16 protein-coding genes are annotated in these 18138 nt (G+C 66.4%); 6 read left to right on the top strand and 10 right to left on the bottom strand.

What is annotated here, in order from left to right; translation table 11 throughout:
• The first annotated feature begins 33 nt into the window (after nucleotides 1–33).
• Nucleotides 34–1419 (top strand): class II 3-deoxy-7-phosphoheptulonate synthase, encoded by a 1386-nt coding sequence (locus CH262_RS15450; protein WP_027497364.1) that lies wholly within the window; start codon nucleotides 34–36, stop codon nucleotides 1417–1419.
• Between the two features lie 52 nt (nucleotides 1420–1471).
• Here the strand turns inward: CH262_RS15450 and pknB are convergent, their stop codons facing one another.
• Nucleotides 1472–3448 (bottom strand): Stk1 family PASTA domain-containing Ser/Thr kinase, encoded by a 1977-nt coding sequence (gene pknB / locus CH262_RS15445; protein ID WP_094717907.1) that lies wholly within the window; start codon nucleotides 3446–3448, stop codon nucleotides 1472–1474.
• Nucleotides 3449–3632: 184 nt separating this feature from the next.
• Here pknB and CH262_RS15440 point away from each other — a divergent pair, with 184 nt between their 5' ends.
• Nucleotides 3633–4004, top strand: coding sequence for an Rv2175c family DNA-binding protein (locus CH262_RS15440; protein ID WP_032384644.1), 372 nt, complete (start codon nucleotides 3633–3635; stop codon nucleotides 4002–4004).
• A gap of 18 nt (nucleotides 4005–4022) precedes the next feature.
• Here the strand turns inward: CH262_RS15440 and CH262_RS15435 are convergent, their stop codons facing one another.
• From CH262_RS15435 to CH262_RS15420, 4 genes are all read right to left on the bottom strand, one after another.
• On the bottom strand, nucleotides 4023–5003 hold the full coding sequence (locus tag CH262_RS15435; protein ID WP_032368109.1) for a phytoene/squalene synthase family protein: 981 nt from the start codon (nucleotides 5001–5003) through the stop codon (nucleotides 4023–4025).
• Nucleotides 5004–5014: 11 nt separating this feature from the next.
• Entirely contained in the window at nucleotides 5015–6652 is a 1638-nt protein-coding gene (locus CH262_RS15430; protein WP_032374357.1) for an alpha-(1->6)-mannopyranosyltransferase A, read from the bottom strand.
• Nucleotides 6653–6812: 160 nt separating this feature from the next.
• Nucleotides 6813–8396, bottom strand: a complete 1584-nt coding sequence (gene crtI, locus CH262_RS15425) for a phytoene desaturase family protein (protein WP_179275017.1) — start codon at nucleotides 8394–8396, stop codon at nucleotides 6813–6815.
• Between the two features lie 11 nt (nucleotides 8397–8407).
• Nucleotides 8408–9520, bottom strand: a complete 1113-nt coding sequence (locus CH262_RS15420) for a polyprenyl synthetase family protein (protein WP_441344383.1) — start codon at nucleotides 9518–9520, stop codon at nucleotides 8408–8410.
• 185 nt (nucleotides 9521–9705) lie between these two features.
• Between CH262_RS15420 and metF the strand changes: the two genes are divergently transcribed.
• Nucleotides 9706–10632, top strand: a complete 927-nt coding sequence (gene metF / locus CH262_RS15415) for a methylenetetrahydrofolate reductase [NAD(P)H] (RefSeq protein ID WP_179275016.1) — start codon at nucleotides 9706–9708, stop codon at nucleotides 10630–10632.
• A gap of 13 nt (nucleotides 10633–10645) precedes the next feature.
• On the opposite strand, the gene CH262_RS15410 is transcribed toward metF, so the two are convergent.
• Genes CH262_RS15410 through CH262_RS15390 form a run of 5 tightly spaced genes read right to left on the bottom strand, consistent with a single transcriptional unit; the run spans nucleotide 10646 to nucleotide 15648 of the window.
• Nucleotides 10646–11794 carry a glycosyltransferase gene (locus CH262_RS15410; protein WP_094717905.1) on the bottom strand — a complete coding sequence of 383 codons (1149 nt, stop codon included), beginning with the start codon at nucleotides 11792–11794 and terminating at the stop codon, nucleotides 10646–10648.
• A 37-nt stretch (nucleotides 11795–11831) separates the two neighbouring features.
• A complete protein-coding gene (locus CH262_RS15405) occupies nucleotides 11832–12566 on the bottom strand; it encodes an LppM family (lipo)protein (protein ID WP_045841254.1) in 735 nt (244 codons plus the stop codon).
• Between the two features lie 31 nt (nucleotides 12567–12597).
• A complete protein-coding gene (locus CH262_RS15400; protein WP_032386952.1) occupies nucleotides 12598–13422 on the bottom strand; it encodes a carotenoid biosynthesis protein in 825 nt (274 codons plus the stop codon).
• A complete protein-coding gene (locus tag CH262_RS15395) occupies nucleotides 13419–15026 on the bottom strand; it encodes a phytoene desaturase family protein (RefSeq protein WP_080732000.1) in 1608 nt (535 codons plus the stop codon). The genes CH262_RS15400 and CH262_RS15395 overlap by 4 nt, the downstream gene beginning before the upstream one ends.
• Nucleotides 15027–15030: 4 nt before the next feature.
• A complete protein-coding gene (locus tag CH262_RS15390) occupies nucleotides 15031–15648 on the bottom strand; it encodes a GNAT family N-acetyltransferase (RefSeq protein WP_027497355.1) in 618 nt (205 codons plus the stop codon).
• A gap of 202 nt (nucleotides 15649–15850) precedes the next feature.
• Here CH262_RS15390 and CH262_RS15385 point away from each other — a divergent pair, with 202 nt between their 5' ends.
• The 3 genes from CH262_RS15385 to mraZ all read left to right on the top strand — a co-directional run bounded on the left by CH262_RS15385 (nucleotide 15851) and on the right by mraZ (nucleotide 17947).
• Entirely contained in the window at nucleotides 15851–16300 is a 450-nt protein-coding gene (locus tag CH262_RS15385) for an SAV_6107 family HEPN domain-containing protein (protein WP_230591179.1), read from the top strand.
• 238 nt (nucleotides 16301–16538) lie between these two features.
• On the top strand, nucleotides 16539–16973 hold the full coding sequence (locus CH262_RS15380; protein WP_027497353.1) for a DUF3040 domain-containing protein: 435 nt from the start codon (nucleotides 16539–16541) through the stop codon (nucleotides 16971–16973).
• Between the two features lie 542 nt (nucleotides 16974–17515).
• Complete coding sequence (gene mraZ, locus CH262_RS15375; protein WP_027497352.1) at nucleotides 17516–17947, top strand: division/cell wall cluster transcriptional repressor MraZ; 432 nt, start codon at nucleotides 17516–17518, stop codon at nucleotides 17945–17947.
• Nucleotides 17948–18138 lie beyond the last annotated feature (191 nt).

The following is an 18138-nucleotide window of genomic DNA, read 5'->3' as shown; positions in this document are numbered from 1 at the left end:
CTGCGGCGACGGCGGTACGAATATCCTGTAGCGGTGAACTGGACTGTCGACGTACCCATCGATCGCTTGCCCGACCTGCCGCCGCTGTCTCCGACACTGCGCACTCGATTGGACGACGCGTTGGCCAAGCCGGCTGCGCAGCAGCCGCAGTGGGATCCCGAGCAGGCCGGCGAGATGCGCAAGGTGCTCGAGAGCGTTCCGCCGATCACTGTCGCAGGTGAGGTCGAGGCGCTGTCGGACAAGCTCGCTGCCGTCGCCCGCGGCGAGGCGTTCCTGCTTCAGGGTGGCGACTGCGCCGAGACGTTCGTCGACAACACCGAACCGCACATCAAGGGCAACATTCGCACGCTGCTGCAGATGGCCGTCGTACTCACGTACGGGGCGAGCATGCCGGTGGTCAAGGTCGCGCGCATCGCCGGCCAGTACGCCAAGCCTCGCTCGTCGAACATCGATGCGCTCGGCCTGCAGTCCTACCGCGGCGACATGATCAACTCGCTGGTGGCCGACGAGAGCGTGCGCGGCCACGATCCGTCACGGCTGGTGCGCGCTTACGCCAACGCGAGTGCGGCGATGAACCTGGTTCGGGCACTGACCGGAGCCGGGATGGCCGACCTGCACAAGGTGCACGACTGGAACCGTGAATTCGTCGCGCAGTCACCCGCCGGAGCCCGCTACGAGGCGCTGGCCGGGGAGATCGACCGCGGCCTGCGGTTCATGGATGCCTGTGGCGTCTCCGACCCCAATCTGCACACCGCCCAGATCTTCGCGAGCCACGAAGCACTCGTACTCGACTACGAGCGCGCGATGCTGCGGCTCGACAACACCGACGATCACCCCAAGCTCTACGATCTGTCGGCTCACTTCCTGTGGATCGGCGACCGCACTCGCCAGCTCGACGGCGCGCACATTGCGCTCGCCGAACTGATCTCGAACCCGATCGGGCTGAAGATCGGACCCACCACGACCCCCGAGATGGCCGTCGAATACGTCGAGCGCCTCGACCCGACCAACAAGCCGGGCCGCCTGACGCTGATCTCGCGCATGGGCAACGGAAAGGTTCGCGACATCCTGCCCGCCATCATCGAGAAGGTGCAGGCCACCGGACACCAGGTGATCTGGCAGTGCGACCCGATGCACGGCAACACGCACGAGGCGTCCACCGGATACAAGACCCGGCATTTCGACCGCATCGTCGACGAGGTGCAGGGCTTCTTCGAGGTGCACAACGGCCTCGGCACCCATCCGGGCGGAATCCACGTCGAACTGACCGGTGACGACGTCACCGAATGCCTCGGCGGAGCCCAGGACATCTCTGATCTCGACCTGGCCGGGCGCTACGAAACTGCCTGCGACCCGAGACTGAACACTCAGCAGAGCATCGAGCTGGCATTCCTCGTCGCCGAGATGCTTCGCGGCTGATCGCCTGCACCGCCCTGGCGGGTCAGGGCACCCGGTAGTCAGGGCCGCCGGGTCAGGGCAGTGAGACGACCATGACCTCGGAGTCCGGTTCCACCCGTGAACCGGCTCCGGGGCTCTGGGAGATGACCAACGAGCCGTCCGTGTCGACCACCTGACGAACATCGATCGTCAGTCCCAGCGAATCCAGAGTCGTGCGTGCGGATCCCACCGAACGGCCGAGGAGCGACGGCACGGTGACCGCGGTAGACACGTCGAGGACGGCGGTGGTGCCGGACTTGACGGTTTGGCCGGCCTTCGGGTTCGTGCCGATCGCTTTTCCGCCGTCGGTGTCCTCGTCGAACGTCTCGCGGACCTCGTCGACGGTGATGCCGACCGATTCGAGAGTCGTCCGTGCCTGATCGACGCTCTGTCCGCGGACGTCGGGAACCTGCACCGGCGGTGCACCTTTGCTGCGCAGCACGGTGACTGCGGCACCGGTGTTCAACACCGTTCCAGGCGGGGGATCGAGCGCCGCGACGCCGCCGATCGGTGCGGTGGTGCTGAATGCCTCGCCGCCGTCGACCGGGGTGAAGGTTCTGTCGCGCAATTGCTGCTGCATGTCTTCGACGGAGGCGTCGGAGTCGATGGAGGGGACGGTCGGGCTGCCCAGTGAGACGAGCAGGAACACGGTGTCGCCCTTGGCGATTCGGGAACCACCGACGGGGTCGGTGCCGATGAGCAGATCGGTCGAGACGGTGTCGGAGTACGTTCCCCGAACCGTTGCTTCCAAGCCCGACGCTTCGATCGCGCTCGTGGCACCGGTGGTGTCGAGACCGTCGACCATCGGAACTGCGGTGTATCGGCCCGAGCCCATCCACCAGCCGCCGAAACCGACCAACACGGCCAACAGTGCAACGACCACCAACCAGACGACGATGGCCCGCCGGGACCGTTGGCGATCGGCGGCGAAATCGGGAAATTCGTAGTGTCGCCGGCCCAGGGGTGCCGCCGGCTGCGGGTCGTCCGGTTGCGGTTCGTACTCGATTTCGCGGGATGTCGGTGACGTGACCACTCGGGTGTGGTGCACGCCGTCGGGCGGCGGTACCGGGGTAGCGCTCTGCACCACCTGGGTGCGGGTGGGCGGCTGTCGATCGCCGGCGACTGTCGTCGGTGCGCCCGCAGCCGCCGAGCTCAGGTGCTGTGCCGAACGCTGGGGAGCGGGCACCCGGTACGCGGGAAGCGCCAGCGCCGACGCGGCAGTGCGCAGCGCGCGGGCCATGTCGTCGGCGTTGCGGTATCGGTGTTCCGGGTCGCGGACGGTGGCGTGTTGAACCACGTCGTCGAACTGTGGTGGCACGCCTGCGATGAGGGTCGAGGGGAGCGGAACGTCGTTGTCGATGCGCTGGTAGGCGATGGACAGGGATGTGTCGCCGGTGAACGGGGTGCGTCCGGTGAGCAGCTCGAACAGTACGACTCCGACGCCGTAGACGTCGCTGCTCGCGGACGCGGAGCCGGTGGTGACCTGTTCGGGAGACAGATACGCGGCCGTGCCCAGAATCACACTGCTCGAGGTGACGGTGGAGGCGGCGACGGCTCGGACCAGCCCGAAGTCGGCGATCTTGACGTCTCCGTCGTCGCTGATCAGGATGTTCTCCGGTTTGATGTCTCGGTGCACCAGACCGGCGCGGTGTGCGACGGCGAGAGCTTCGAGCACGGGGCGAACCACGGCGACTGCGGCGTGCGGCGGCATGGGCCCGCGCTCCCGCAGCAGCTCGCGCAGCGTTCCGCCCTCGACGAGCTCCATGACCAGGAATGCGTGATCGCCGTCCCGCCCGTGGTCGTACACGGCCACCAGACCGGGGTGGCTCAGCCTGGCCACCGCGCGTGCCTCGAACTCGAATCGCTGAACGAACTGCGGGTCCTCGGCGAACTTCGGATCCATGATCTTCACCGCGACAGGTCGATCGAGTCTGGTGTCGAGTCCGCGGTAGACCGTCGACATTCCGCCCCGTGCGATCGGTGCGTCTATTCGATATCGACGATCGAGCATCGAACCCGGTATCACCGAACCTCCCCTCGTCGTCCTCGATGTGTCCGCTCGAAATCCGGACGCCTGACGACGATGGTATCGGCGCCGTGGGTGCTCACCGACGATCGTGGTTCGTGTCTTCGGTCTCCGTGGCGGGCCGCGTCACTTTTGAAGTCTGGACGCCGGACCCGTTAACGTTACCCGCGTGAGTGCCATTCCCTACGCCGACGACGTGCTCGATCCGTCGGTTTCTCTGCTGCAGTTCGCCGATGTCGCCAAGATCCTCGACGTCCCCAAGACGCGCGTCGAGCAGCTCGTGCGGGATCGTCAGCTGTTGGCTCTCAAGCGTTCCCGCGTCCCCGGCGTGCCCGAGCAGTTCTTCGACACGACCAAGGGCGAAATCGTCAAGGGCCTGCCCGGCCTGCTGGCGGTGCTGCACGACGGCGGCTACGAGGACGAAGAAATTCTGCGGTGGTTGTTCACCGAGGACGACAGTCTGCCCGGTACCCCGGTCGCAGCGTTGCACGGTGACCTGATGCGCGAAGTGATCAGACGCGCTCAGGCAATGGCCTTCTAGCAGCTGGAACAGCGGTCGTCAGCGGACCGTGGCGCGCTTCCAGCCGGTGACGGCGAACTGCGGTAGCGCGACGCGTGCGCGAGTCCACTGCGGCACGGTCGCGCGCTGGGAGAGCACCCGGTAGCCCTGCGCCTCGACCTCGTCGAGAATGCGGCCGTACAGAATGGACGCCGTTCGCATGGACGGACGCACTCGCGGATCCAACATGTCGATCCCGGCGTCCGATGTCCGGTAGATCGACCGGGTGACGGCGATCGAGTGGGCGAGGGCGCGGGTGACTCTGGCATCGACCGAGCCGGTGGTCCGGCACCACCGCAACAGATCCTCGTCGACCCCGAAGGCCGCCAGTTCGTCGGTCGGGAGATAGATGCGGTCGCGGTCGAGGTCCTCACCCATGTCGCGGATGAAGTTGGTCAGCTGAAACGCCTCGCCCAACGCCGCAGCCGAGGGCTCGGCCTCGGCTCGCGGCACCACCGTTCCGAGGATCGGCAACATCTGCAGTCCGATGACTGCGGCCGATCCGTACATGTACTCGTTCAACTGCTCCATCGTTCGGTACCGCGAGACGAACATCGCGCTGCCCGGGATGTCCATGCGCATCGAATGCATGAACGCGAAGAAGTAATCGTGGGGAATCTCGTACCGAGCGACCGTGTCGCACAATGCGCTCAACACCTGATCGGATGTGCTGTCGGACAGAGGTTTTCCGGCCAAGGCGTCGCGCACCCGGGATTCGATGATATCGAGTTCGACGATTCTGCGAGCGTTCAGTTCGTCCGAACCGACCGCGATGTCGGTGCCTTCGAGGTCGACGATGTCGTCGACCATCCGAGCGAAACCGTACAGAGCGTGCACGGCTGCGCGCTTGTCGACGGGCAACAGCCTGGTTGCCAGAAAATAGGTCTTGCCGTGCTGGGCGTTCAGTTCGCGGCAGATGCGATACGCCTCGTGCAGAGCAGGATCGATGTCGGTCAGTTCTCTCGATACGCGGGCACTCATGGCGCGGGACCTCACGGTGTGGCGTCGTCTTCGGTGGAGACGGGCGCGGTCTTGGGGGCGTTGGGTACGGCACGGTGTTCCCGGGAGCGGTCCGATCGCAAACGCAACGGGTCGACTCGGGTCAGCGCCAGCGCGGCAACGACTGCAGCGAAAACTGCGAGGGCCACGTGCACGAACGTGTACAGGCCGATGGATCCGTCGGGTTGGAACACCAGCATCAGCCAGGTCGACAGTCCGGTGAGAACCATCAGCGTTCGGCGGGACAACGCAAATCCGGCCGCGATCGCCAACGGCCACGAGTAGTACCAGGGCAGCGCGGCGGGGGAGAGAACGACAGTGGCGACGAGAGCGATCAGGATGCCCTTGACCGCGTCCCGTTCGGATCGGCGGCCCAACCACCACGCCCCGGCCAGGATGACCACCAAGGCGATCGCGCACAGCAACCGGGTGACGTCGAGAACCGGTCCGAGACGCAGATCGAGGAACCACGAGGTGCTGACGGTCACCAGATGCGCGAGGATCGTCGGCAGCGACAGCCAGTTGATGATCTTCGCCGAGCCGGACAACGCCGTGAGCCAGCCGATGCCGACTCCGGCGATCACAGACGCGACGGCGAACACCGCGACGAAGACGGCCGCTCCGATGCCCGCGGTCTTCGTGAACGCCAGAATCGGTGCAGGCGGTGTGCGGCCTTCCTCGCGCGCCTTGTCTCGGAGGTGCAGCATCCAGATCCACACCAGGAACGGCAGAGCGAGACCGGCAGTTGCCTTGATGGCCACAGCGATCGCCACCAGCGCGATGCCGGCCACGTGGCGACGCTCGAGCGCGAGCACGATGCCCGCGGTCATCAGGCCGACCATGAGCAACTCGTTGTGCACTCCGCCGATGAGGTGGATCAGCACCAGGGGATTGAGCACGGCGAGCCACACCGCCGTCGTGGCGCGCCCGCCCAGATGGGTGGCCAGTCGCGGGACGGCCCACATCATCAGAGCGAGCCCGGGGAGCATGGTCAGGCGAAGCAGCATGGTTCCGGCGATCACATTGTCGCCGGTCAGGCTCGTGATGCCGCGACCGAGGAGCAGGAACAGGGGCCCGTACGGGGCAGTGGTCGTGGTCCACACGTTGCTGACGTTGTCGAGCAGGATTCCCGGATTGGCAACGGGCCCAACGGCATACGGGTCGAAGCCGTCCCGTAGCAACGCACCTTGAGCGAGGTACGAATAGGCGTCGCGGCTGAACATCGGCACCGACAGCAGCAGCGGTGCCGTCCATGCGGGCACGATCCACCGGAGCTCGCCCACCGTGGTGCGGCCGTGCAGCGTGGCTCGGCCGAGCCTGACCCAGGCGGTGATCATCAACAGCACACCGGCCCAGACGATGACGGTCGACAGCACGAAGCCGTGGCCGAATCGCAGCCACGACAGATGCATCTCTTCGAGCAGAGGGTCACGACGGCGCACGCTGCCCGCGCCGAATCCACCGAACATGATGCAGACCGCACCGAGAACCCCGAGGATCGCTGCTTTGCCCTCGGGACTTCGCAGGAAGTTTCCGGTGGTCGTCAGTCTCGACGGATGCCGCGCAGGCACCGGTGCAGACCCGTCCGACGAGCGCCCCTCGGAGGTGGAGTGCGACGAAACCGAAGACATTGCCGCCTGCTCCTCCTCTGCTGCGAGTCGTGTGTGTCGAGATGTGGCTCCGCGCCGACGCGTTCTCGCTGTCGGCCGAAGGATCATGGTCGCAGCAAAGATCGCGACCGGCAAACGATCGCGCTCAGCTTAGTTGGTCGACGCAGTCGATCGGACGAACCTACCGCCCTCGCGGCCCTGTCACTCGTTCTGCCGCCAGCTTGCCCGAGACCAAGACGGTCGGCACGCCCACACCGGGAGTGGTTCCGGAGCCGGCGAGAACCACGTTGTCGAGGCCGGCGACCATGTTCTTTCTCCGGAACGGCCCGGTCTGCCGGAAGACGTGCGCGGACGAGAACGGCGAGCCCGACAACATGCCTTTGTCCGCCCACGTCTGCGGTGTGTCGATGTGATCGAGCACGAAAGCGTCGGCGAGTCCGGTGTATCCGCGGCTCTCCAGCGTCGCCAGAATCTCTCGGAGGTACGGCTGAGCCAGTTCGGCCCAGGCGAGGGGAGCGCTGTCGAGGTTGGGGCACGGGGCAAGGATCGAGACCGGCTCGCTGCGGACCCCGTCGCGCACGACCTCGAGGCCCGAATCGCTCACCGACGGCCGCGTGATCAGCAGAGACGGATCGGCCATCAGAGATCCTTTGCCGGAGCGGGCGGTGATCCGGCGGAAGGTCTCGGCCCATTCGTCGCCGAAGTCGATGGTGTGGTGCGCCCGCGCAGGCCACGACGCCGTGAGTTCGACCGGAACCGTTCCGTGGGCCACGACGGCGGACGGCGACACGACGCCGTACCCGTTGCGCCTGCCTTTCTTCGACACCGAGGCGCGATCGAGCAGGCGATCGACGACGGGCAAGTCGGCAGTGAGAATCAATGCGTCGCAAGCGATTCGACGTCCATCGGCAGTGAGGGCGGCATCGGCACGGCCGCGGTCGACGGTGATGTCGACGATGTCGGTGCCCAGTTCGAGCGTGCCGCCCGCCGTCACGAACGCGTCGGCCATGGCCCGGCCGATAGCCGCCATGCCTCCCTCGGGGAAGAACACCCCGAGGGAGGTGTCCATGTGTGCGATCGCACCGTAGACGGCCAGCGCCTTCTGCGGTGCCATGCCGGCGTAGAGGGCCTGGAACGTGAACACTCGGCGCAGACGGGTGTCCTTCAGGAAACGATCGACCCGTGGCCCGAGGCGACCGAAGCCGCCCAGCTTCGTCAGCGTTGCGGTATCGGTGATCGCGGCCTTGGATCCCACGAGGTCCAGCGGCGAATCGAAGTTCGAGTCGATGAAGCGGTCGAATTCGGCATCGAAGATGTCGGCGAGCCAGCGCCGGAGATCGCGGTAGCCCTGCGCCTCGGCCGTACCGCAGGTCCGCTCGACCTCGGCGGCCATTGCCTCCGGGTCCGAGTAGACGTCGATGGACGTGCCGTCGGCGTACCGCGTGTGGTACGACGGCGACAGGGACGTCAGCCGGATCGGCGGCGTCGTGGACTCGAAGTCGGCACCCACGGCGGCCAACGCTTCGAGCACCAGGTTCGGCATCGTGAGTACGCTCGCACCGTTGTCGATGTCGTAGAGATGCGTTCCGTCGGAGTCGGTCACCGGATACACCCCCACGCGGCCGCCTACGGTGTCGTCGCGCTCGACGATCGTGACCTTCTTGCCTGCGCCCAGTAGGTGGAGCCCCGCGGCCAGGCCGGCCAATCCAGCTCCCACGACGACGACCGAGTCGGTGCGGCCGGGAACGGTTCGGATCGTAGACATGACGCTCTCTTTCAGTACTGCCGTTGGATGGCGGCGGTGGCCATGGCACGAAGGTGTTCGGCGGCGATCGGATCGATGGAACTGTCGTCCAGCGCGGCAACGGCCCGGGTGCCCAGTTCGTCGATCTGCCGTTCGACGGCGTCGACGGCGCCCAGTTCGGTGAGTATCGATCGGATGTCGGCGACCTCGCTCTCGCTGAGCTCGGTACCGAGACTGGCTCGAATCTTCGCCGCGTGATCGGGACGGCTCGCATCCGCTTGCTGCAAGGCGACGGCGATGAGCACCGTGCGCTTGCCCTCTGTGATGTCGTCACCCGACGGTTTGCCGGTGATCTCCGGGTCGCCGAACACGCCGAGCAGGTCGTCGCGCAGCTGGAAGGCAATGCCGATGTCGGCACCGAAGCTGCGGTACGCCGCAGTCAGCGGTTCGCCGGCCCCGGCAAGAACGGCCCCGAGGTGCAGCGGGCGTTCGACCGTGTAGGCGGCGGTCTTGTACCGGTTGACGCGCATGGCTGCCGCGACGCTCTCGTCGGTCCCGGCTTCGGCCTCGATGTCGAGGAGTTGACCGCCGAGCACCTCGGTACGCATCGCGGACCACACGGGCTGCGCCCGCCGCGCCGCGTCCGTGTCGATACCCGACTCGCGCAGCATGTCGTCGGCCCAGCACAGCGCCAGGTCGCCGACGAGAACGGCAGCGGAGACCCCGAAGTGATCCGCCGAGCCCGACCACCCCGCATCGCGATGTCGCTGAGCGAAGCCGACATGCACGGTCGGGAAGCCCCGGCGGGTGCGGGACGAGTCGATGATGTCGTCGTGGATCAATGCGCAGGCCTGGATCAACTCGAGGGCCGAGCACGCACGCAGTACTGCGTCGGCGCGGTCCCCGCGTGGCTCACCGCCCGCGCCGAGCCACGCGGTCCACGCGAATGCCGGGCGCATGCGCTTGCCGCCGCGTAGTACGAACGCCTCGAGGTCGGCCACTGCGGCCGGGTAGCCACCGCCGACGCTGTCGACGACCGCACGACGCGAGGCGAAGAACTCCGCGAGCTTCGCATCGACGGAATCCCGTAGCGACGTCGCATTCACGGACACAGAGTTGGTGGGCGCGGACAGGTCTCCGGACAGGACGATCCTCCAAGGTCTTCGTGGGAAAGACGCGTTACAGTCCCACAGTAATAGGCACCCGAACCCGGCACCGACGAGCAGCGAACTACGCCGTCGGGGGATGCCCAGCGGGCCGGCGGCGCAGCGCAACCTATGATCTTCGGGTGAGCGAAGATTCCGTCAGGGGGCGGTCGAGCCGAGGATTCGTGACGAGGACGCCGTCGATCGTCGACCGATTGCGGACCGAACCCGAAGCGAGGATCCCGTTCTCGGTGGAGTTCTCGCCCCCGCGCGACGAGGCTGCCGAGGCCAGGTTGTGGCGAGCAGTGCGAGAGTTCGAGCAACTCCAGCCCGCGTTCGTGTCGATGACGTACGGCGCAGGTGGTTCCACCCGCGATCGAACGGTGCGCGTCACCGGTCAGATCGCCGAGGAGACGACTCTGCTGCCAGTGGCGCATCTCACTGCCGTGTCGCACAGTGTCGCCGAGTTGCGCTCGATGGTCGGGTCGTACGCCGACCGCGGCATCACCAACATCCTCGTTCTTCGCGGTGACCCCCCGGGAGATCCACTCGGCGAGTGGGAGAAGCATCCCGAGGGAGTCGAGTACGCGGAAGAGCTGGTGCGTATGGTCCGCGAACTGGGCGACTTTCACGTCGGAGTGGCGTCGTTCCCGGAAGGCCATCACCGCGCCGACGATCTCGAGCAGGACACCAGGTGCCTCGTCGGTAAGCTGCGTGCGGGAGCGGAGTATTCGATCACGCAGATGTTCTTCGACGTGGACGACTACCTGCGGCTGCGTGATCGCGTCAGCGCATACGACCCCGAGCAGGGTGCCAAGCCGATCATCCCCGAGATCATGCCCATCACCTCGCTGCGTTCGGTGCGCCGGATGCTCGAGCTCTCGGGCACGACATTGCCGTCGCATCTGGACGAGAAGCTCACTCGCGCAGCAGGATCCGGAGCCGAGGAAGACAAGGCCGCGGTTCGAGAGGTGGGTATCGAGCTCGCCACGAACATCGGCGAGCGGCTCATCGCGGAAGGTGCGCCCGGGCTGCACTTCATCACGTTGAATTTCGCGCGCGCGACACGTGAGGTCCTGAGCAACCTGGGGCTGGCAGCCGCGCGCGTCTGACTTGCGATCGGCGTTACGACGTCGGCATCGGACGCGACTTCCAGCTCAGCGCGCCGCGGCGTCGTCGCACGTGGGATTCCGCAACGAGCCCCACGAAGGCGAGAATCGACAGCGGGTGCACCGCGGCGTCGACGACGTCGCGAGCGCCGAATCGGGGTCCCGACTCGCGCCGACGAGATGCCACGCGCGAGATGGTCCCGGCGAGGTAACCGACGACACCCAGTCGCCGCGTCGAACCGGAACCGAAGACCGCCGCGACCGGCGGCAACAGGTAGACCGTACTCAGCGCAAGGGCAGCCGTGGCCGAACCGACGGGCCCACCGAACTCGTTCCACAGCCACCGGCTGTAACCCGCCCGAACATCGGCGGCCGAGCGGTACATCCGGCACCGTACGAACCCGGCACCGGAGGCAACCGACGTCGAGAACCCGCGTCGACGCAGGACACGCGCGATGTCCAGATCCTCGGTGGCACTCGACGCGACGCAGCTGTGGCCGCCGACGACGCGATACGCGGCGGCATCGAACGCCATGAACTGCCCACAGGCGACGGCCATCGACGGCAGCAGCGTCGCATTGCCGACCGGCACGGGCAGCGTCGACATCCACGACCACGCGAGCAGCGGTTGAACGAGGCGTTCGGCGAGACCACCCGCCACCTGCTCGGGCCAGGGGCACATCAGAGCGTCGCCGCGGCGGCGCAACCTCCTCGCCGCGGCGGCGACGGCCTCGGGTTCGAGCCGGACATCCGCGTCGACGAACATGACGATCGTCGTATCCACGTCGACCGAGTCGGCCAGTTCGGCGCACGCGGCGGCTTTACCCGTCCATCCGGGCGGCGGCGACGCGTGGGAGGTCACGACGCGGAATCGCGGATCGCCGTTCGCCGCGGTGACGGCAGCGGCTGCCGTTCCGTCGGTCGAATCGTCGTCGAGGACGACGACCTGCAGGTCGGTGCAGAATCGTTGACGCGTGAGATCGCCGATCAACGCAGGCAGCGTGTCGACTTCGTTGCGCGCGGGGATGCACACTGCGACCCGTTCGGTGACGTCACGGCTCGGTCGACGCAAACCCGGCACGAACAGCGCATTGAACACCGCGACGGCAGCGGAGGTGGAGGCGAGAACGGCAGTCGCCCGAGTCGCCCGGGTCAGGACCGTCATTCGGCGAGATCTGTCGTGCGGGACGAGATGGGGGCGATCACACCGACGTTCGGTCGTTCGACTCGCCCGTCTCGGCAGCGCGCTTACGACGGTTGCCCAACGGTGGGTTCCGCGACACCCAGGCCATGGCACCGACGATAGCGGCCACTCCGACGGTCACGCCGCCCACGATGCCCGCCCAGCCGGCGAAGCTACGAGTGTTGGGGTCCGGGTAGTTGACCTCAGCACGCACCGAGGTGACTTCGCCTGCCGGCAGCTTCCACGAGATCGAGTTGTCGCTCTCGCGAGTGCCGTTGGTGGTCCCGATACGGGCGGGAAATGCAATAGTGAACTGCACGTCGGACCCCTGGACCGGTACCGACGACAGGTCGGCGTTACCGGCGAGCGTCACGGTGTCGCCCGAACGCTGCAGGGTCAGCTGAAACGATCCGGCCGCGTTCTGGAAGATCGAACCGAGTGTCTGAACATCACCGAACGAGAGGTCGTCGAAGATGGCCTGCGACCCGACGTACCCGTCCTGGTTGTACGGCTCGACGCGGACCTTGTCCTCGATCGAGGAGGGCACCACGAGTTCGGGGCCGGTGTCGGTGTCGGAGGTGGGGACCGTCGCCGCGACGATCTGACCCGCCACCCGGTCGTTGGCCGACACACCCATCGTGACCTGGACCCGCAAGCAGCCGGCCAGCATCGGCGCGACCAGCAGCGTCAGGGCGAGCACCGAGAGAACTCGGCGTCGGCGGGTTCGAGCGGATGTTCGTGATGTCGACTGCACAGCGACATCGTGCCAGGGCGTCGCGTCGGTGTCAGTCGGCAGGGGTTGCCATCGGTGCGTGTCGGCTACGTAGAGATCCGCGGCGACGTGCGATCCACAGCAACGGGATTCCGACACTACCCATGACGACGAATCCGTAGACGGCCGAGAATCGTAGTTCGGGGCCGTCGAGGAACACCGCGTGCGCGAGCGCCGAACCCAGCCACGTCCACAGGAACAGCCCGATGGGAACGACGTCGTCGGACGCGCGCGGGGCCACCACGCGGTTCACCGCTTCCATGACTGCGGCCATCAATGTCGCCACCAACAGCCAACCCGCGTAGTTGGTCAACGGGATCGACGACACACCCGGCAGTCCGACGGCACCGGACGTCCAGGTCCACTGGCCGTCGGTGACCATCTGAGGATCGAGATACAGGTCCCAGCCCACCATTCCGACGGCGACTGCGGCGATTCGGAATGCAGACGCTCCGAGCCGTGTCGCACCGAGATGGCCGACGATGAACGTGACCGCGCACCAGATCGGATAGAACCCCGCCGTCCAGGCGAGTGGAACCACCACGGGGACCTCGAACAGGCTGGGTCCGAGTCGATTCTGCGCGTAGAAGTACTCGCCGAAGGGAAATCCGGTGGCCGTGCCGACGAGTTCTGACACGAATCCCGTTCCTGCAGTCAGGATCACGAGAGCCGCCGCCCACAGCTTTCCGCGGTACAGCACGGCGTGCGCGATCGACGCCAGCGCGAGTAGCGCGACCACCGCGATGGTCACCGCGTCCCGCGTCGAACCCGATACGAGCGGGTAGCAGATCTGGGCTGCGACGGCACCGATCGCGAAGACCGTCGGGGCAATCTTCATGCTCGTCTCCTGCTGAAGAATGCGCGACGACGCCCCGCGCGTGCGTCCGCGAGTGCGATTCTCGCCGCCGAACGGCCGCTGGCCGCTGTGACGCCGCCTCCCGGGTGAGTCGACGCGCCGGTGAGATAGAGACCGTCTGCTCCGGGAACGCGGTGGCCGGCCAGTTGGGGATGAGGACGCCACATCATCATCTGGTCCAGTGACATGTCCAGGTGCATGATGTTGCCTCCGATCAGTCCGAGTTCCTGCTCGATGTCCGGCGGCGACTGTACGTACCGATCGAGGACCGACGCGGCGAATCCAGGGGCGTAGCGATCGAGCTCGGCGACGATTCGATCACCCTCGACCTCGGCCAAAGAACGTTGCCCCGGTACGTTCGAGCGCCACCGGCGGCCATCGGCGAGAGTGTGCGGATGCCACTGCGACCACAGGGAGATCTGATGCTGACCCGGCGGCGCGATCGTCGGATCGAGGGCGCTGAACGACATGCCGAGAACAGCGGGTTTCGGCGGCAGCTCCCCGGCGAGAGCGTGCCCGTGAGCCAACCGCAATTGCGCGCGGTCGCGGACGAGCAGCGCGAGACCGTGGGTACCGTCCTCGATGCAGTCGGCGCTCGGGTACTGCGGCAGCGCGTCGGTGGCCAACCGAACCGCGGTACCGATCCCCGGACCCACCCGAATGGTGGAGCGCCACCGGGCCAGCTGCGCCGCGTCGTGTCCGCCCTCCGCCAGCAGGTCGAGCGTGGTCAGGATGTGACACCCGGCCACGACGACCGTGCTGTCGATCTCCCGTCCCGACGCGGTCCTCGTCGTCCAGCCATGCGCGCGACGCGTCAGCGATACGGCGGCATCGCCGAGCGTCAGCGCTGCCCCGTCCCGGTGCAGCCGGGCGATCATCGCCTCGGTCAGTGCGCCGCTACCGCCGACGGCGCGGCCCGGTGGGAGCGTGTGCATCAGAGCCGCGAACCCGACCATCGGGGCGGTGCCGGGCTCGGACATCGGCGGGCCGGACTGCGCTCCGAACCATGCCAGCGCAGCCTTGAGTCGCTCGCTCGTGAACATTTCGTCCAGCAGGGAATCGCCGGTGGCAAGAAACTCGCGCGAGAGCGCGCTGCCGCCGTCGGGCGCACCGAGTCCCCAGAAGGATCGGAGCAGTTTGGACCCGGTGGGCGGCCCACCGAATGCGCGCATGGTGCGTTCGCTGCGCGGACCCCACACCGAGACGAAGGAACGGTAGGCGCGCGCATCGGCGGGCCCGCAGGCGGCAGCGATGGACTCGCACGTTCGATCGAGGCTGCGATGGAAGACGATGGCGCGTTCGGCGGTGTCGACGTCGCCCGGGGCGAATGCCCACGGATCGCAGTCGATGTAGCGCAGCCCGAACTCCTCGAGTCCGAGCTCTTCGACGATCCCGGTGTGCCTGATCATGATGTGCGCGGACGAGCCGCGGTCGACTCGATGGCCGGGGAAGCGCTCCACCGTCGACACCGCACCGCCCGCGACGGTGTCGCGTTCGACGATCTCCACCGACATTCCGGCATCGGTCAGGTAGCAGGCAGAAGTCAGGGCATTGTGGCCGGAGCCCACCACCACAGCATCGATCACACCTTCAGGCTACGGGCCCGTCGAGCGGCAACCGGCGGCCCAGCACCGCGAAGGGGCGCCGGTCGCCGGCGAACGTGAAGTGCCGCAGTACGTCCTCGAAGCCGAGCCGTCGATACAACCGCCAGGCGCGGTTGTCCTCCTGCGCGACCTCGGGTGTGGACAACATCACAGAGTGCGCTCGAACACCGTCGAGCAGCCTGCGACAGAGACGCCCGCCGAGTCCGTGTCCTTGCGCGCTCGGTAGTACGTGCAATTCGGTCAGTTCGAAGTAGTCGCCGAGGGTGGCGTCGACGTGCTGTGTCGAGTGTCCGGCGCGGCGCAATCCGTCGCGGACCTGCTGATGCCACCACTGATGGTGCGCGCCGTGATACCCGTACGCAACGGCGACCAGCGTGTCCGGCTGCGTCTTGTCGGGATTGGGCACCATGGCTCCCACCGCTCGCCAGCCCGGCCGGTGCAGATGCTCCGTCCACATCGGTGCGCGGCTGTGCTCGGTTCCGCGGGGATATCCCATGGCCTCGACGTAGATCGCCAGAGCTTCGAACAAGCGCCGACGGAATTCCTGGGGCGTCAGATCGACCACGTAGGGGGTTGTCTGCGCATCGGTGACGACGGTTCTCACCCTTTCTTCGGCAACTTGTCGGTGGGCACAGCTATATTGAATGTGTCGAACGGGTGTTCGATGATCGGGGCCGAGCGCGCCGGTGGATCACCTCGACGAACGAGGCGGATTCTCCCGGAGTTCGACTGTAAGGCTTCATCACGGTTCCAGGCGTGTCGGTAGCGCGCCCGGAGATTCGAACTGGAGGTGTTCGAGTATGACGATGACGAAGACATTCGATGTCGGCGTGCGGTCGCCGGTGTCGCGTCAGGCGCAGGTCCTGCTCGGTCGAGCCGATGCGTTGCTGTCCGAATCCATCGGTGAGCGCGATGCGGGGGACCGCTTCCTCGGAAGCTACATCGCCGCACTCAAGGGTGCTGCCGCAGTCCTGGCATCGCTGCCCAATTCGATCGGCTCGCGGCCACGTTCACGCAACGCCTGGGTTCTGATGGCGAAGGCTGCGCCGGATCTGGCGATCTGGTCCGAGTACTTCTCGTCCTTCTCCGCAACCCGCGCGGCAGTCGAGGCGGGTGCCTCGTCCGCTGTCGGAGACGTCGACGCCGACGACTTCTATCGACACGTCAGTCGTTTTCTGAACGCGGTCGAGGACCGGTTGGGCGGTCAGTCGAGGTTCCAGCCCGTCGATCCGATAGCGGCACCGCTGTCCGCATAGCCCGCCGCGTCGATTCCTCGAGTCCGAACGGACGTGAACGGCCACGTCACACGGTGTTCGACAAGTGTTTCCGAGACGTCCGTCTCGAAAACTTGGTCGTTTCTCAGGAACACATAGTGCGAGTAGGTGGTAAGCGGCCGATTCAGCTCGTATCATCGTCAGTAGGTAGCCGCCAAGGTCAGCTTCCCGTCGCTTCTGAACCGAAACGACTCTCATTATCTGTGCAGGGGGAGGTACCGTGCCACTCTCCGAGCACGAGCAGCGCATGCTCGATCAAATCGAGAGCGCTCTCTACGCCGAGGATCCCAAATTCGCGTCCCATGTGAGGGGCGGTCGCGTTCGCGCGGCGTCGAGCAAGAGGCGTTTTCAGGCTGCCGCGTTGTTCGTCGTGGGACTCGTGTTGCTCGTCGCCGGTGTAGCACTGTCGACGAACAGTCTGGGTTTTCTCGTCGTCAGCCTCATCGGCTTTCTCTTCATGTTCGGTGCCGGGGCACTGTTCTTGTTCGGCGGCTCCAAGAAGGGAGCTGCCGCGACCGGCGAAGAAGGTAGCGCAAGCGACCGAGCCGGCACGCAAGGTCGTAGTGCTCAGCCGAAATCGAGTGGTGGCCGCAAGGGCGGCAGCTTCACCTCTCGAATGGAAGACCGTTTTCGTAAGCGGTTCGATCAGGAGTGATCTGACTCCGCCGTCCGGATCTCCCTGGGCCTGACGGTCACCCACCACAACTTCACCGATTCGACAGCAGCACCTCACCCTCGGGTGAGGTGCTGCTGTCGTTCCACGGCTCTTCGATACGGCGAGCCTTCCGTGGCCCCTGTCGCGCGGCGTGCCCGATCAAGTCCGCCCCAGCGACGACGCGGGGCGATCGTTTCCGTGCGGTGGTTCCGGGGCGGTGGTTCCGGGGTGAACTCCCCACTTCCCCCCACAGCCGGCAATCGCCCCCACTTCTCCCCACTCGGACCCCACTTCGAGGGTCCAGCTGCGCTTGTCAGGCGGGTTGTCGCACAAAATGCCTGCTCGCGACGCCGCGCGCCCCGGGGGATTGCGTCGGCCAGATCAGGGCCGACGTCGAACGCGGCAACCTGAACGGGCAATCTTCTTGCGCCTGAGCTGCGGATATGTGGTTGTCCACAAAGTTTTCGGGCTGTGAATGGTTCGAAGTGGGGGAGAGTGGGGTAAAGTGGTCCGCAGCGGAGAGTCGAGGCTGGAGGTGGCGAGTGTTTCTCGGTACCTACACGCCGAAGCTCGACGACAAGGGTCGACTCACGTTGCCGGCCAAGTTTCGGGACGCGCTTGCGGGAGGTGTCATGGTGAGCAAGGGGCAGGATTTCAGCCTTGCTGTCTACACCGCGGCAGACTTCGCAGAGCGTTCTCGAAAGTTGACGGCGGCCTCTCGTGCCAACCCCAAAGCCCGTGCCTATGTGCGCCAGTTCTTTTCGGGAACCGACGAACAGCGGCCGGACGGACAGGGCCGTATCACCATCAGTCCCGAGCATCGTCGGTATGCGGGACTCGAACGCAACTGCGTGGTGATCGGATCGATGGACTTCATCGAGATCTGGAACGACGAAGCCTGGGCCCGCTACTCCGCCGAGAACGAGCAAGATTTCTCCGACGCGTTCGACGAATCCCTCGGAGGGATCTTGTAGACCACCGAGGCCGTCTGCGAGTGCAGCGAGGCCTCTGCCCGATCAGAACCCTGACGTTCTTCCCCAACGCCAGGTTTCGCAGATCAGGACCCTGACGTTCTTCCCCAACGCCAGGTTCCCTATCGGACAGGGACCTCGAAGCATTCGCACCGGCCGCAATGGACGACCCGCAGGGCCCGGACCCGGGCGAG

The sequence above is a fragment of the Rhodococcus sp. 05-2255-1e genome, from assembly GCF_002259025.1.
Classification (GTDB): domain Bacteria; phylum Actinomycetota; class Actinomycetes; order Mycobacteriales; family Mycobacteriaceae; genus Rhodococcoides; species Rhodococcoides fascians.
This window is presented reverse-complemented; position numbering and strand designations above follow the sequence as displayed.